This is a genomic window from Sodalis sp. (in: enterobacteria) (genome assembly GCF_036327475.1).
Taxonomy (GTDB): Bacteria; Pseudomonadota; Gammaproteobacteria; order Enterobacterales; family Enterobacteriaceae.
Genome location: NZ_CP132913.1, coordinates 1,593,693 through 1,608,541, shown reverse-complemented (window position 1 = coordinate 1,608,541; position 14,849 = coordinate 1,593,693). Strand labels below are relative to the sequence as shown.

Annotated in this window: 10 protein-coding genes and 4 pseudogenes; 6 read left to right on the top strand and 8 right to left on the bottom strand. The window is 51.8% G+C overall.

Annotated features, from left to right (window positions below):
* The first annotated feature begins 1,540 nt into the window (after positions 1-1,540).
* Both prlC and GPOALKHO_RS08680 read left to right on the top strand, forming a co-directional pair.
* On the top strand, positions 1,541-3,592 hold the full coding sequence (gene prlC / locus GPOALKHO_RS08685; RefSeq protein WP_406702157.1) for an oligopeptidase A: 2,052 nt from the start codon (positions 1,541-1,543) through the stop codon (positions 3,590-3,592).
* Between the two features lie 46 nt (positions 3,593-3,638).
* Positions 3,639-4,077: pseudogene (locus GPOALKHO_RS08680) on the top strand (class I SAM-dependent methyltransferase); the annotation flags it as partial.
* 493 nt (positions 4,078-4,570) lie between these two features.
* Here the strand turns inward: GPOALKHO_RS08680 and GPOALKHO_RS08675 are convergent.
* From GPOALKHO_RS08675 to uspA, 3 genes and pseudogenes are all read right to left on the bottom strand, one after another.
* Positions 4,571-4,837 (bottom strand): NAD(P)-dependent oxidoreductase, encoded by a 267-nt coding sequence (locus GPOALKHO_RS08675; RefSeq protein ID WP_406703469.1) that lies wholly within the window; start codon positions 4,835-4,837, stop codon positions 4,571-4,573.
* Positions 4,838-5,062, bottom strand: a pseudogene (locus GPOALKHO_RS08670) (hypothetical protein); the annotation flags it as partial.
* A 407-nt stretch (positions 5,063-5,469) separates the two neighbouring features.
* The gene (gene uspA / locus GPOALKHO_RS08665) at positions 5,470-5,955 is read right to left on the bottom strand and encodes a universal stress protein UspA (protein WP_406702156.1); all 486 of its coding nucleotides are present in this window, start codon (positions 5,953-5,955) and stop codon (positions 5,470-5,472) included.
* 431 nt (positions 5,956-6,386) lie between these two features.
* Between uspA and GPOALKHO_RS08660 the strand changes: the two are divergent.
* Positions 6,387-6,595 (top strand): annotated as a pseudogene (locus tag GPOALKHO_RS08660) (hypothetical protein).
* Between the two features lie 50 nt (positions 6,596-6,645).
* On the opposite strand, the gene pitA reads toward GPOALKHO_RS08660, so the two are convergent.
* Entirely contained in the window at positions 6,646-8,253 is a 1,608-nt protein-coding gene (gene pitA, locus GPOALKHO_RS08655; protein ID WP_406702155.1) for an inorganic phosphate transporter PitA, read from the bottom strand.
* Between the two features lie 270 nt (positions 8,254-8,523).
* Between pitA and GPOALKHO_RS08650 the strand changes: the two are divergent.
* A pseudogene (locus tag GPOALKHO_RS08650) lies at positions 8,524-9,662 on the top strand (NAD(P)/FAD-dependent oxidoreductase).
* On the opposite strand, the gene GPOALKHO_RS08645 reads toward GPOALKHO_RS08650, so the two are convergent.
* Positions 9,596-9,808 (bottom strand): hypothetical protein, encoded by a 213-nt coding sequence (locus GPOALKHO_RS08645; RefSeq protein ID WP_406703513.1) that lies wholly within the window; start codon positions 9,806-9,808, stop codon positions 9,596-9,598. The pseudogene GPOALKHO_RS08650 and the gene GPOALKHO_RS08645 overlap by 67 nt on opposite strands.
* Positions 9,809-9,885: 77 nt before the next feature.
* Between GPOALKHO_RS08645 and GPOALKHO_RS08640 the strand changes: the two genes are divergently transcribed.
* A complete protein-coding gene (locus tag GPOALKHO_RS08640; RefSeq protein ID WP_406702153.1) occupies positions 9,886-10,659 on the top strand; it encodes a hypothetical protein in 774 nt (257 codons plus the stop codon).
* A 447-nt stretch (positions 10,660-11,106) separates the two neighbouring features.
* On the opposite strand, the gene GPOALKHO_RS08635 is transcribed toward GPOALKHO_RS08640, so the two are convergent.
* From GPOALKHO_RS08635 to GPOALKHO_RS08625, 3 genes are all read right to left on the bottom strand, one after another.
* On the bottom strand, positions 11,107-11,304 hold the full coding sequence (locus tag GPOALKHO_RS08635) for a hypothetical protein (RefSeq protein WP_406702152.1): 198 nt from the start codon (positions 11,302-11,304) through the stop codon (positions 11,107-11,109).
* A gap of 1,858 nt (positions 11,305-13,162) precedes the next feature.
* Entirely contained in the window at positions 13,163-13,297 is a 135-nt protein-coding gene (locus GPOALKHO_RS08630; protein WP_406702150.1) for a hypothetical protein, read from the bottom strand.
* Between the two features lie 419 nt (positions 13,298-13,716).
* Positions 13,717-14,382: a 7-cyano-7-deazaguanine/7-aminomethyl-7-deazaguanine transporter gene (locus GPOALKHO_RS08625; RefSeq protein WP_406702149.1), complete on the bottom strand. Its 666-nt coding sequence runs from the start codon at positions 14,380-14,382 to the stop codon at positions 13,717-13,719.
* A 193-nt stretch (positions 14,383-14,575) separates the two neighbouring features.
* On the opposite strand from GPOALKHO_RS08625, the gene tusA reads away from it, so the two are divergent.
* Entirely contained in the window at positions 14,576-14,830 is a 255-nt protein-coding gene (gene tusA, locus GPOALKHO_RS08620) for a sulfurtransferase TusA (RefSeq protein ID WP_406702148.1), read from the top strand.
* The last annotated feature ends 19 nt before the right edge of the window (positions 14,831-14,849 follow it).

Below are 14,849 nucleotides of genomic sequence, written 5' to 3'. Positions count from 1 at the left end.
GGGCGTACAGATGCGTGAAAAGGGAGGCTTACGAGGGTTAATGGCAGTATTCACTTTGTCTTAGAGGGATTAGATAACAGTAGATGTGTCGTCTCGCCCCTCGATGGATGAGAGGCAATCGGTCATTTGTCATCAGGTGTCAGGCAGCGATGGCCTGGCACCAGCACCAATCGGGAAGCAGCGGGATAAACGACTTAATATCTGCGTGTTACTCTCTTTTCGACAAATGTGAGAATCGCTTGCGATAACGTGACGACAGTGGCTTGATAGGGGCAGGTGCACGCCCTGGTTACGCGATTGCTAAATGTCGTGTCCGTTTATTGTGGCGTTATTTATTTTAACGTATCATTGCGTCGCGGCTAACTTAGTCGTGTTCAAGAACTGAAATGCTCATTAGTGTATTTCATCATGTCGTCGCTTCAAATATAAAATCATTTAATATTAATATTATTTAGTGCATGTGATGCTAGACCGCTTCAGGGTACCAGCCGGTTTTTGATAAAGGAGTATAATGCAGAGAGCAGATATTAATAAAAATAACCATGTCTATAATTGGGTTCCAGCAAGTTCCCGGCGAGCCTGTTAAATGCGACTGGTTTGGCGCGCGGAATTCGGTACTGGCCGATGGATTGCTGCACGCTTTTCAGGGTATGCTTAATTATCTCATCGCCGCTGTTGTATCCGGATTGATCATCATATCGTTGGTTTTATGCAGTTTTCCTCACTCAATTGGACAGCGAAAATCTCCGTCCCATTCTTTTCTTGACCGATGATGTCATTAAGTCCGTGGGCTACCATAGTGGCGGGTGAATGCATTGTTGGCGCGTTAATTTCTCTCGATATCAGTCGCTATTGTAAAATAAGAACCACGTTTTGTTTATGATTACTTTATCTATATTTAATTATAGGCTGTATATCCATTATTGTCGCCTACACGCTCGGAACGGCGGATGTGGTCACTATCATGTTCCATAGCGCCGGCTGGATTGGTTTAGTTATCGCAATCCTTTCCGTCATCAAATGAATGATGTTAACCTGTACTCTGAAAGCCTTGGTCTGAGACGGCGCTGAGAGGACTGAGCAAGGCAGATCGCACCAGAATGCCGAAATAAACATCAATGGTACAATGATCTCTCCCAGGAATACACCATAGGCGACGATGTAATGCTGTAAAACAGCATCATGACGCCAAAGGTAAACCGTAGCAGCAATTTTCCCAGAGCCGCCTTGTCCAACATTCGATTAAAGGCAGTTAGCATAGTGATGCCCGTCCTCAGATAACGGGAGATGCGTATTGTATGTGAATAATAAATATTTAACTTCGAACATTCACCTGCATCAGATCAAGCAATTAATCGCTAATCCGCGACAAATACCGGAAACTATCGTTTAATCACGCCGTGGTCCTGGTCCGACACCCAGCGGGAAAAATGACCAGTCGCGCCGCGTGGCGGCCGATACACTTCTCTCACCATTGATTTTCTCTATAGTTAGCCTTACCTTAATCCTCTTGGCTCTTCATGAACATCAGGACTGCGCTATGACCAATCCGCTACTGACCTCGTTTTTATTACCCCCTTTTACTGCCATTCGTCCTGAGCACGTCGTGCCGGCGGTAAGGGTCGCGCTTGAGTACTGTCGCCACATCATTGAGGAAGTCGTGGCCCAGCCCGACCCGTTCACCTGGGAGAATCTCTGCCAGCCGCTGGCGGATGCGGATGATCGTTTGAGCCGGATTTGGTCGTCGGTGAGCCATTTGAATGCGGTGAAGAACAGTCAGGAACTGCGCGAAGTTTATGAACAAAGCCTGCCTCTGCTATCTGAATATAGCACCTGGGTAGGGCAACATAAGGGCCTGTATCGCGCCTATCGGAATCTGCGCGACGGCCAGCATTATGTACAGCTGAGCGTAGCGCAAAAAAAAGCCGTGGATAACGCGCTGCGCGATTTTGAATTATCCGGTATCAGACTGCCGACGGAAAAACAGCAGCGCTATGGGCAGATCGTCGCCTGTCTTTCTGAGCTAGGTTCGACCTACAGTAATAATGTGCTGGACGCGACCATGGGCTGGAGCAAATTGATAACCGATGAACAGGCGCTGGCCGGCATGCCAGAAAGCGCGCTTACCGCCGCTCGCGCCCAGGCGCAGGCCCGCGAGCAGGAGGGTTGGCTATTAACGCTGGATATCCCCAGCTATCTGCCGTTACTGACCTATTGCGACAACGCCACGCTGCGAGAAGAACTCTATCGCGCCTATAACACCCGAGCCTCCGATCAGGGGCCGGATGCTGGCAAATGGGACAATGGCCCCCTGATGAGTGAAATTCTGGCGCTACGCCATGAGCTGGCGCAATTGTTGGGATTCGAAAGCTATGCCGATAAATCGCTGGCCACCAAAATGGCGAAGGATCCCCAGCAGGTGCTGGATTTCCTGACCGATCTGGCCAGGCGAGCGCGTCCACAAGGCGAACAGGAATTGGCGCAGTTACGCGCCTTTGCGCAAAGCCACTTCGGCTGCGATCGGCTAGAGCCGTGGGATATCGCCTATTATGGTGAAAAACAAAAACAGCACCTGTTCTCCATTAACGACGAGCAAATGCGTCCCTATTTCCCGGAGCCGCGGGTCGTCAGCGGACTATTTGAGGTGGTTAAACGCATTTACGGCATCACGACCAAAGAGCGTACCAATGTGGACACCTGGCACCCGGATGTCCGTTTCTTCGATTTATTTGATGAGCATGGCGAGTTGCGCGGCAGTTTTTATCTTGATTTGTACGCCCGCGATAATAAACGGGGCGGCGCCTGGATGGACAATTGCGTAGGCATGATGCGTAAAGCCAACGGCGAGTTGCAAAAGCCGGTGGCTTATCTCACGTGTAATTTCAGTCGGCCGATAAGCGACAAGCCGGCGCTATTTACCCATAATGAGGTCACCACGCTATTTCATGAATTCGGTCACGGGCTTCACCATATGCTGACCCGTATCGATACCCCGGGAGTAGCCGGTATCAGCGGCGTACCCTGGGATGCGGTGGAGTTGCCGAGCCAGCTTATGGAAAATTACTGCTGGCAGCCAGAGGCACTGGTGTTGATCTCCGGCCATTATGAAACCGGTGAGCCGCTACCTGATGAACTGTTGAGTAAGTTGCTTGAGGCAAAAAATTATCAGGCAGCGCTGTTTATTTTGCGTCAACTGGAGTTCGGCCTGTTCGATTTCCGCATGCATTATCAATACCAACCAGAACATGGTGCACGCGTGCTGGAGACCCTGGCGGAAGTTAAAAAACAAGTGGCAGTAGTACCGACGGTGGCATGGGGACGTTTTCCCCATACCTTCAGCCATATTTTTGCTGGCGGCTATGCAGCGGGGTATTACAGTTACCTATGGGCGGATGTCCTGGCGGCGGATGCCTGGTCACGTTTCGAGGAGGAAGGTATCTTCAACCGGGATACCGGCGAATCCTTCCTTGATACAATCTTGTCGCGCGGCGGTTCCGAGGAACCGATGGTACTCTTCGCCCGCTTTCGCGGCCGTGAGCCGCAACTGGATGCCATGCTACATCATTACGGCATCCGGGAATATGGGGCTTGAGTGGGGTTGTCAAAGTGAGGCCGGCGTCGATTCTTTGTGTTTGCAGATGCTGGCCGCGCGCTGGGCTTGATAAGCAATCCTCAGGCTGTCTGGAACTGCGCAAGCGGGACGAGCCGAAACTGGGCGCGGTTTCTGTTACTTCGTTACTGGCGCCATGGCGCACAGCGTCGCTACGGTGGCGGGCACAGCGAAGCAGTCGCCAAAGCGGTGGGCGTCAAAGGCCAATGGTTGCCGGATGTGGTTGACGCCACCGCCGGACTGGGGCGTGAGCTCTTGTGCTTGCCTGCCTGGGCCGCTCGTATGCCGATCCCGAATTGGACCTGGCTGAAGGAGCGTCTGACACTGCATCATCACGGCTCTAGCCTGAACGCGCTGGCACAGCTGCGCCCCGCGCCAGATGTGGTCTATCTCGATCCGATGTTTCCGCAGCGGCAGAAAAGCGCGCTGGTGAAAAGGAGATGCGGGTATTTCAACTGTTGGCGGGCAGGCATCTATCACCACTAAGAACATCGTTTTGAGGCTGCCGTCGCTGCAGGTAAGCTTAGGGATCTATGGGCGCTTGCATCTGCCCGACCAGGCTTCCGCCGTCAACAATCAAATACGCCTTGCGGACAGGTTTATCGTCAAAGACGTTTTGCAGAATCTCCAATGTTCCCGCTGCGTAACACGCTTGTGCTGATAGTAAGGTACTGGAGATAATATGGCGTCATGCCGTGATTCAGTATACTGCGTCAGGGGTAATCAACCAGTGCCATTAGGGAACTATACATCGCTACCGTAGCCTGCCGGTTGCCCCGAGGTTAATATCCAGGCGATGGCATCGCGATCGCAGAGTGTGCCATGCGCGGTATTCATCAAATAAAGGTGTCATTAACGTACCCTTGAACAGAGGGATAGAGAGATATCTGGAGATTGATGACGTCGTAGACCTTGACAAGGGATGCGGGCGTTTCATGGTAAGTCAGGCTAAGTTGTTTCTTAATCCGGCAGACGGTGTGGATCGTAGTGGTGTAATTTCGTATCGAAAGGTTTGAGTCGACGGATAACCGCTTGGCCGATGCGCCAAGTACCCAATGCACCAAGGTGCATACCTTCGATATCGTAGCTGCGGACCGCGCAGTCGGCGATGTTACAACACTGTTTTGCTATCAGGTGCGCGGGAAGATGGCTTCGGACTATCACCAGAATAGTCATCGCCATGTGCTTCGCCACGCTGATGAAGTTTGAAAAGGTGACCTCGGCCACGGTGATACCCCGACTAGCCGCGGCCTTAAGATCGACATGGTCAGTGGCGATGCCGGCGGTCAGGGCAAGTTGAGCTGGAGGGCTTTGGCAATGCGCTTGGCGGTGAGATAAGTTGGCCAGAACGGCTGTAAAATCACGACAGTGTCGGGGAAAATGGTGATCAGAATGGAGTTCGCCCCTCTTTATCGCTGGTGACAAGCAGTTTCGTGGCCTTCCAGGTAACATCGCACAATCTTCTACATAGAAGCTGCCCCTATCTGGAAGCTGCCCCTATCTGGCGTGGCGGGTTATCGCCTGCTGCGGATGACATTGCGGAGTCATAACCTGCAAAGGAGCGCTGGTTGCGACACGATGAGATGATCCCTATGCCATGGGTGAAAAATAGATTGGTACCGCGTTAATGGGGGCCATGCTGAAAACCCAGCCGCGGCTTACCATCTCATAAAGCACGTCGAGCGCATTGGTTTCAACGACTACCTGTTGGGCTTACACCCGCCTACTAGAAGGCGTATTCGATAATCCGGCGATTATACATTTCGTGATTGAAGAGGCACAAAGGGAATTGACCAACCTCTGTCCACTCCAGCTCAAACCCTTGTGTACGTATTCCACCCTCTGTCTTCAGCGCGTCACTAGGCCGGCGTGGAGTGCCGTTGCGCGCCCATCAGGCGCCAATCTTCCTCATTGTCGCCGTCATAGCTGAGCGGTACGATTAACATGTCCACATGGACCGTGTTAATAAGCTGGCGCGCTGAGGACATCAATTTACTCCAGAAATCCTGGTGATGTCCACACAGGACTAGGTCCACGTCGTATTTATTGATGGCGTCCACCAGCACCTGCCCCAAATCGCCGTTGCCGTTCAGCGTTTCGGCAATCGGGTAGTTAGCGTTTTGCGCCAGCTGGGTCATGGCGCGCTGCGTTTCTTCTGAGATGCGCCTTTGCGTATCGCCGAAATTGACATCAATAAGATCAGTGTACAGGTTGGAGTAGTTGATATCAACGTGAATCAAGGAAACTTTGGCATTATATGGTCTGGCCATCGATACGGCTTTTTCGACCAGCACGTTACTTTCCGGTGAAAGGTCGACGGCTATTAAGATGTGTTTGTAAGCCATAATCAGACTCCTTGCAAAAATGTCACTCGTCTATTCTCGTTTCAATTCGCGACCCCGAGCGACAGTGGACGCATATCTCCAGTCTAACCGCACTCGACCTGGTAACGAAGCAGCTAACCCATGCAACTGCGAGAGTGGTCACGATATCCCTCCCCTACTATGAGGCCGGCGGCCATCAGCTGATGGCCGCGGTAAAACTTTTTGCGAAAACGCATAATTTCTATCGCTTCAGTTGGCGGCTTTTGTCAAAATTTTTCTACACTGAACAGTATGTCATCTCACGGTTCTCGTCCGAGCTGCTCCCCTGCGCATAGCAACAAACTTCGGATGGTCTGTCAGTCGTAAGCTTACTTATATCGGTTATAACCGCCGTCTACCCCGTAAACACTGTTGCTCTGTTCTAGGCTTTATGTGTCATATGCACTGTTAGTATGGCTCGATATTATTCTGCGTTGTGAGCATTGCTGTGAGTGTTGTACGGCTGCGATTCGCCGCTGTATCAGTGTATTGGTGGCAGTGGTTTTACCACTCATGGGCATCCCGGCAAGCGCTGCTGTGAGCGCGTGCGGGACAGTTTATGTTGACCAGTGCATTGTGTAGTCTCATTGTAGTCCTCATCGCCCCTGCAATTTGGCACTGAATCATAGACAAAAAAGAGGTCGATTGCTCGCCCTACTTCTGCAGCGGCGGTTAGATCAGCTTTATCGCCAACCAATAGAGGCCGCCAGCCAGAATGATCGCCACCGGCAGTGTCAACACCCAGGCCAATAGGATGTTTTTCACGGTCTCGCCCTGTACGCCACTACCGTCCACTACCATGGTGCCAGTTACCGCGGACGACAGCACATGGGTGGTCGACACCGGCATGCCGGTATAGCTGGCGACGCCGATGGACACCGCCGCGGTCATTTGCGCTGATAGCCCTTGGGCATAAGTCATGCCTTTTTTACCGATTTTCTCGCCAATAGTCGTAGCGATCCGGCGCCAACCAACCATGGTGCCCAACGATAACGCCAACGCCACGGCGACAATGATCCACATTGGCGCGTATTCCACGGTATACAGCAGATCATGACGCAGGTTGGACAGTAAATGTTTATCCGCGGCGGAAATTTCCGGCAGCTTCGCCACTTTATCGGCGGTATCGGCGATGCACATCAGCAGGCGACGTACGTGGGAACGCTGATCAGCATTGAGCATTTCGTAGCTGTCCAGATTGCACAGCAGCAACGAGGCGCGATTAATGGCGAACGACGCCCGCGACAGGTCACAATGGAATCCATGCGTTTGCGGGGCGATACTTGGATCCAGTATTTGACCATTCGCCATCGGCACGCCGATAGCGGCTGGGGGGGCAGTGTGGCTGCCAGAGGCGCCGGGTAAAGGTGTGGCGGGGGCGGGGATTGCCGAGGCCGGCGGCGGCATCGGCGCCTCGTCCGAGCTGACGATGTGGGTGAACGCGTCAGGGTTCTGCATATAATACCGCTGCAAATGATTAACCGCATCGCGAGTACGGCTGATATCGTAGCCACTGGCGTTCATATTGACCACAAAACCTGCCGGCGCAACTCCTATCAGCACTAGCATAATAAGCCCGATGCCTTTCTGGCCGTCATTAGCGCCGTGTGAAAAACTCACCCCGGCGGCGGAGAAGATCAAGGCGATACGGGTCCAGAATGGCGGCTTGCGCTTACCGTCCTTTTTCTCACGCTCTGCCGGGGTTAGATGGATTCGGCGGCGTTTTTTGGTGCTGCTCCAGTAGCGGCGCAGAACGAAAACCATCGTGCCCGACAGCACCAACCCCACCAGTGGAGAGACAATGAGCGAAAAAAAGATCTCAATCAGTTTGAGGATATTCAGCGCCTGCACCAGCGAACCATCACTCACCAGAGCATTGGTCAGACCGATGCCGATAATTGCGCCGATGAGGGTGTGCGAGCTGGAGGCCGGCAGGCCGAAATACCAGGTACCAAGGTTCCACAAAATAGCTGCCAGCAGCATGGAGAACATCATTGCCAGACCGTGAATGGAACTGACGTTAAGCAAAAGGTCGGTCGGCAAGAGATGAATGATAGCATAGGCTACGCTCAACCCGCCCATCAGGACCCCGAGGAAGTTAAACAACCCGGACATGGCGACCGCCAGCTGAGAGCGCAGCGCGCGGGTGTAAATAACGGTGGCTACGGCATTGGCCGTATCATGAAAGCCATTAATGGCCTCATAAACCAGAACAAAGATTAGTGCGAGTACTAACATTAGACCGGTATGGAATTCCAGGCCGGTGAATAGATGTAGCATAGAGAATTACGCCATTGTTTGGACATGAACGGGCCGCATTATCTGCGACAAGAGAGCCAGTGGAAAAGGAAAATATGACATTTTCAATAAACTTGCTGTCGATAAACATGTACTATCCCACATAATCTTTCAAATTCAGCAAGATACGCTTTTACCTAATCGGGCATTTTGTTACCATAGCAATGTGCTGCCAGGTCTATTGCAATCGGGCCGCAGTCTTGTCGGCCGCGTGGTCAGGTCGCCCATTAAGAGTATTGGCAGAGTGAAATAATGGCAGAACAGTTTGAATGGTGGTCATCGGCCGCTGGCGCGGCAGGCATGTCTTGCGCCGCCCAGGCTCAATTGGGTCGCCGCATGCTGTTGCTGTATAACGGCAAAACGAGCCGCAAGATCCTGATATCGGTCGGCGGCCGCTGCAATTTAAACCTGTACATCGCAATGGCCGCCTCTTTGCCTCAAAATCCCCATTTTCCACTATACGCAATGGGATTTCATCTGGTGCAGCGCCACGGCGTCGCCTGAAAAGACACTCTGGCAGTTGTTTGCAATGAATCGGCGCAGCGGATCGTGGATCTCTTGCTGGCGGAGTGCCGGCTCAAGGACAGGTCACGTTACGTTTGTGTAGCGAAGTGCTTGTCGACCACCCGACAAGCGGCGGTTTTCTGCTGACGCCGCCAAGGGAGATCTTTAGACCTTCGCACTGGCTGTTGCCACAGGCGAGCTGCCGATGCCCAGTCTGGGCGCTACGCCGTTTGACTACCATCTTACCCAAGAGCTTAATCTGGACGTCATGCCGACGCTGTCGGCGTTGGCGATCGTCAGCGCCAAGGAGAGTACCCGGTTTCGCGAAAATGTCCTCTTTACTGACCGCGGTCTGTCTGGACTGGCCATCTTACAGATTTCCAACTTCTGGCAAATGTGTGAGTGTTTTGACGATTGATTTACTGCCGGATGTGGTGCTGCCGGACATGCTGCGCGAGGAAACTCGCTGCCCATCCTAACAAGAGTCTGAAAATACCTTGGCAAAACTGCTACCGTACAGCTAATAGAATGCTGGTCCAGCCGCACGGTATCCCGGATATCAGCCTGCAACAGCTGACACCGCGTCATATCTCGCAGTGGGTATCGCCGTTGCAGCAGTGGCGAATTCAGCCAAACGGCACCGAAGATTACCGCACCGTCAAAGTGGTTCAGGACCGGTTTGTTTGTATGCAATGCTGTGCCAAGGCTGTATTTTATGCAATGCTGTGCCAAGGCTGTATTTTATCGGCGAAGTGGTTGATATTATCGGTTGGCTGAGTGACTATAATTTTCAGTGGGCCTGGAGCTCCACCATCTCAGGTTACGTTCCATGCGCTCGCCCCTCAGGTAGATGCAGGCAATCATTGGCACTGCGCGATGATTTTTGAATGTGCTCAGCGGGAGCTTTACGCTCCCGCTCAAAGGTGTGAAGCTGCGCTTGCACAGATAAGAGTGCGTCGTTATTGATCACATAAGCAAGGGCGACGGCATTTTCGAACAAAGAAATCGTCACCTGACCGTGATGCGGCATCACCGATTAACACCGCGCGCATGCGATGCCATGGGGTTATGGGAGTAACCTAGAACATACCCTAGCGTAAGAACGCCACAGTGTTCAGCGGGCTTGGCGTGCTCAGGCAGTTGCCCGGCCATGGGAGTCAATGGGCGAACTTTTGCCGATGCCTGCAACGTCGGCAAGGACCCACCAAGCGTCATGCTCCCATTTTCCGGGACATCCATGAACATCACGATCGTCGGCAAAGTCTTTACCTACGGGAAATTGAGCGCGTGCATCCTGTCGCCCATCCGGTCCATATAAGGCATATGGCTCGGGAAAGCGGTCCAAGACGGCGTCTTGGCCAGACCGTGAAAAGCGCTATTCCCGGTAAATACCGGCCGACCGTCATCGCTTATCATTTGGCCCCATCACAAATCAGTGCTAGCCATTGCACCATCAGCCCTGTACAGCTTAACTTCATCGCCGGCATCATCCAGTCGAGTCAGTTATTTACCGAGCCAGATAGTTTCGCGGCCGACGACATCCAGCAGCGCGGCCTGACAATCGGTTCTAAAGGCGTCACAGTAGGAATAGCCGTACTTATTTTGGCATTGATTATCACGCGCCAGCCGGCCGCTGGTAGGCCGCCCACTCTGCCGTCTTCATTACAAAATAGCCCGTTTCCGTTCCTGCCATCGGGGTATTCTCCAGCCATTTTCGATAAACGTAGGGCGCCGCGTCATTCGGCGCAAGAAAGCTACATAACGATCCGAGGAAAATTATCTCCAGGCGCACGCCATAACTATCGGCAACGTCCCAGATCAAGGCACCTAGGGCAGGAAGCCTTATTGACAAGACGATATTTGCTTGCTATCTCCTGGAGATAAATGTTTTTCAGACAATAAACATCAGCTTTGTACCTGTCATCCATTTCGGCACGGATTCATAAGCAACGTGATCAGGACGAGCCCCTTTATATCGCGCTCATCAGCGCTACCCAGTTTACGCCTCATGTCCATCGTGGTCATCACGCTCCTCCACTTCCCCACTTCCCCATAAAGCAAGCCTCGAAACGCTCCAGTATTTCGCGCTCCCACTCTTTATTGACAAGCTGATAGTTGTGACACAGGGGCATCCATCCTGCTTATCATGTTCATTTCATATTTGGCGAAATTGAAGTAGCGTAGGAACGTTGATAAGGGCGCTCTTGCCGACGGTCTGATAGACTTTTATGCGCTGCATAAAGAAAAGCGGCATCATCAGGTTATTAGCATATTCGATACCCCAATTCGCGTCGCATAAAAACCGCCGTGCATCAGTCTCTCCGGTGGCATTTACGCAATTTCCGCGTTACTGGTAACGTTGTACCATTCATCAAACTTCAGCGCCTTCATTACGTATTCCGCTGGTTCGATATTCGCATCGCTCACCGGCATGCCTAACGTTGGCATTAAATTGAGGAAATTGTCTTCAAAATGATCATCTAAAAGGCAATAATGAGAGATGTTGATTGCACTTACAATCTTGACCATATAGTACCTCATTAAATCATTAGTTTCTGATTATTAAAAGATAACAGGGCTGTAATACCCTTTGCTATTTCGATTAATTCAAAAGACAAAAGACATGGCAGAGTTAATCGGTATCGATACAGATAGGTTATCCGATGCAATACCGAGCTCGATGAGTAAAACATGACTCGCGATCGTCAGATAATGCTATTGGTTAATTCTAGTTACCACCACCTTATCGCCCCGGCTCAAACATTTTGGCGGAGAGAAACCTAAACCAACGCCGGCAGGCATACAGGTGGCGATAATATCTCCAGGCAACAACATGACATTTTGGTTTTAATCAGAGCAGGAATGTCAAAGATCAAATCACGAATGGCGGCTCACTGTCTTTTCACCGTTGACGGTGTGGGAAAAGATTTACGAACCGAGCGCCCAAAATTCATGCGTGGCTACACCAGGGCGCCTATGAGCAAAATCCACACAGTCTTTACCCAATCGCCATTGGCGATGCTGTTTCTGTAGGTGACGTCGTGTCATTTACCAAGGTGTAACAAAATATATGACAGAGATCGTCACTTTGCGCGACGCACCTTTTTTACCCAGAACCACCGCCAGCTAGCTCGGCTTTGTAATCAAGTGTGTCATAGAGGTCGAGCATACTGCTAATCTCATCATCCTGGTCGCTTACGGACGTACATGACTTGCTGAAATTATCGGGTGAGTCGGTAGTTGCCTGCGGCGGCGCTAGAGTTATAGCCACATAATTAATAGTTCTTGCCGACGCAGAATGTGTTTAGCGGGGAGAAGGGGTGGCGCCAAGCAAACGCATGTGCTCGAGCGGAATACCTCCCTCATCAGAGCTGTCACTACACATTTTATCGAACTCTCATAGCACGTATAATTCTCGATAAGTACATTCATAACTTTTATTATATTTGTCCTTTTGTCCTTTGCCGCAAGTTTTCGATTTCTTTCTGTAGTGGTGTTCAACTTCGTTAACTATCTCACCATCGACTTGCCTCTTGTCGTTTTACTGGGTTATGTGCATGATCGTGTGGGGTATAGCACCTTTTGAGTGGAGTTGGTAGTCAGTTTGCAATGCCTGACCCCGCTGTTTAAGCTGCCCTTACGCCGGGCGCCATGTCGACGGGTCGGCCCTAAGCGCATTGTTGGCTTGGACTGGGCGGCTGCCTGCTGCTGAGCGATGCGTGTCACCTTTTGTCGTTGTGGATCGAGTCCCTGCCATAATGGCGCTGACACTTTTTGTTTCTTCTCTTCCGGTGTGATACTTTGTGGCGCGGGCGCGGTTGGGTTTATCGCCTGGTTCATCTCGTGGAACAGCGGCGCCAGCTTGGCGCCATGGCCGTTGTTAGCGCGCCGCTTTTGTCGGCACCCGGCTTCTGCTTCCCAACAGCATTAACCGCTACGGTGGTTTGCTGGTCTCGCTAGTGTACAGTCGAGATTATCGGCCTATTCCGTCGCCGTTCACCGCTTTATGGATTTGGCGTTGGATATAATTGACCCGCTGGCGAAGATGCTGATGGCGCGTGGCGGGCTGCTTTCATTTACCTCATTTCCGCCCTGCTGATGTTTGCGGAGCTGCTCATGATTTTGTCCCTGCCGCAAGGCGTTAACTCACGCGGGCCGCGTTACTAAAAAACGCGGCGTTACCGGCACCATTCAAAATTAAGCGTATGAATGGTGCTTTTTCCACCACGTTTTTCGCTTTCTGTTGATCTCATTAACAGATGCACCTTACCCAACACGACCGCCGGATAGGCTTGTTGCCGCCGCTGGCGATAATGCTGTCTAGCTGCTGTAGCGATTGCCGTCGACAGTGATCGCTTTATTGATGACCACTTGTAAATCCGGATCGTTAGCGCGCGCTGCTCGTCAGCGTATCCAGTCCCTGCAGTGTATCGTCGCTCAAGATGATGATCACCGCTTTCGAATCCACGTATACATGCATGTTGTTCGCTTGCGTCCAGACCTTACTGCTTTGATCGCGCATATCCCCAAGCAATACTAAAAATTTACCATCTAGCAGGCTGATTTTACGCCTGTGGATCTGGCTGTACCTGCAGGTGCACCGGATGTCTCTTGATCTTTGCTATTATCACAGTCCGACAGGCTGAGGGCCAGCATCCTCATACCCAAACACTTTGCTATTTTGTGCATAAATTTACCCTCTCACTCCATATTATCCCGCTGTCTAGGCGGTGGTACCATGAGCAGATAACGCTACCACCCCTTATTCCTGCGCCTTGATATACACTGACCGGCGAAACATAGCATTGCCTGCCGACGGTTGAGTCTTTTAAGTAGAGCTTGTGATGCGTCACGCAAGCATATAAGCGTTCACAAACCTATAAAGGGTCAGCACCGCACGCAAGCGGCTCACCCCGCGCAGATTCTAGCACAAAGGCAGGATTAACTCAAGCGGGGTAATCCGGAATTGTTCCGGAGAGCAAAACGTTTAAGCAACAAGCCAAGCAGTACGCCATACATAGGCAGGAAGAAAATCATGCTTATTAGAAGTTTAAAGCTGTAATCCACCGCGGCCATTTCGACCCAGTGCGCAGCCATAAACGGATCCGGGCTTTGGTAGAAGGCGATGAAAAAAAATGCCGCGGTGTCGGAGGTGTTGCCAAATAGTGTAGAAACGGCTGGCGCGATCCACCAATTTCCGCACTGGCGCAGGCGGTTAAAAACGTGTACATCCAGAATTTGGCCGAGAGCATAAGCCATAAAACTGGCGCAGGAGATACGGGCCACAAACAGATTGAACGTTCCTAGTGCGGCAAACCGCTGCCACTCTCCTTGATAAAATAGCGACGAGACGCAGTAAGATATCAGCAACGCCGGTACCATCACCGTGAGTATGATTCTGCGCGCCAGCGGGGCGCCAAAAATCCGTACCGTCAAGTCGGTGGCGAGAAAGATGAAGGGAAAGCTAAACGCGCCCCAGGTCGTGGTGAAGCCAAAAATCGATACCGGCAGCTGCACCAGGTAATTACTTGAGGTAATTACCAACAAATGGAACAGCGCTAGCCCTATCAAGGCGTGTAGCCGCTGCTGTGGCGAAAATCTCAACATGATGTAATCTTTTAAACAATGGGAGCACCCAGAATTCCCAGCGCATTTTTCAGCACGCGACAGGCATGATACCGTTTTGTGCCATCAATGCAACGGGAGAATCGTTTAACCGTTGCGCCGCTTGCAGCTGCCGTTTACCGGCGTAAACAGGCGCCCTGATGCTTTGTGTTTAAAGATTAATACGGAATCATGTATGTCTGATGCTTTTGCCACCGCGGATCAAACCTTGGACGCTCGCGGCCTGCGATGCCCCGAACCCGTAATGATGGTGCGTAAAGCCGTGCGCCATATGGCCGACGGACAGACCTTACTTGTTATCGCTGACGATCCGGCCACTACCCGCGATATTCCCGGTTTTTGTCGGTTCATGGAACATACCCTGCTGGCGCAGGCTACGGAACAACTGCCTTACCGCTACCTGCTGTGTAAGGGCTTGACGGCGGCCTGACGGCCCACGGCCGCGCATC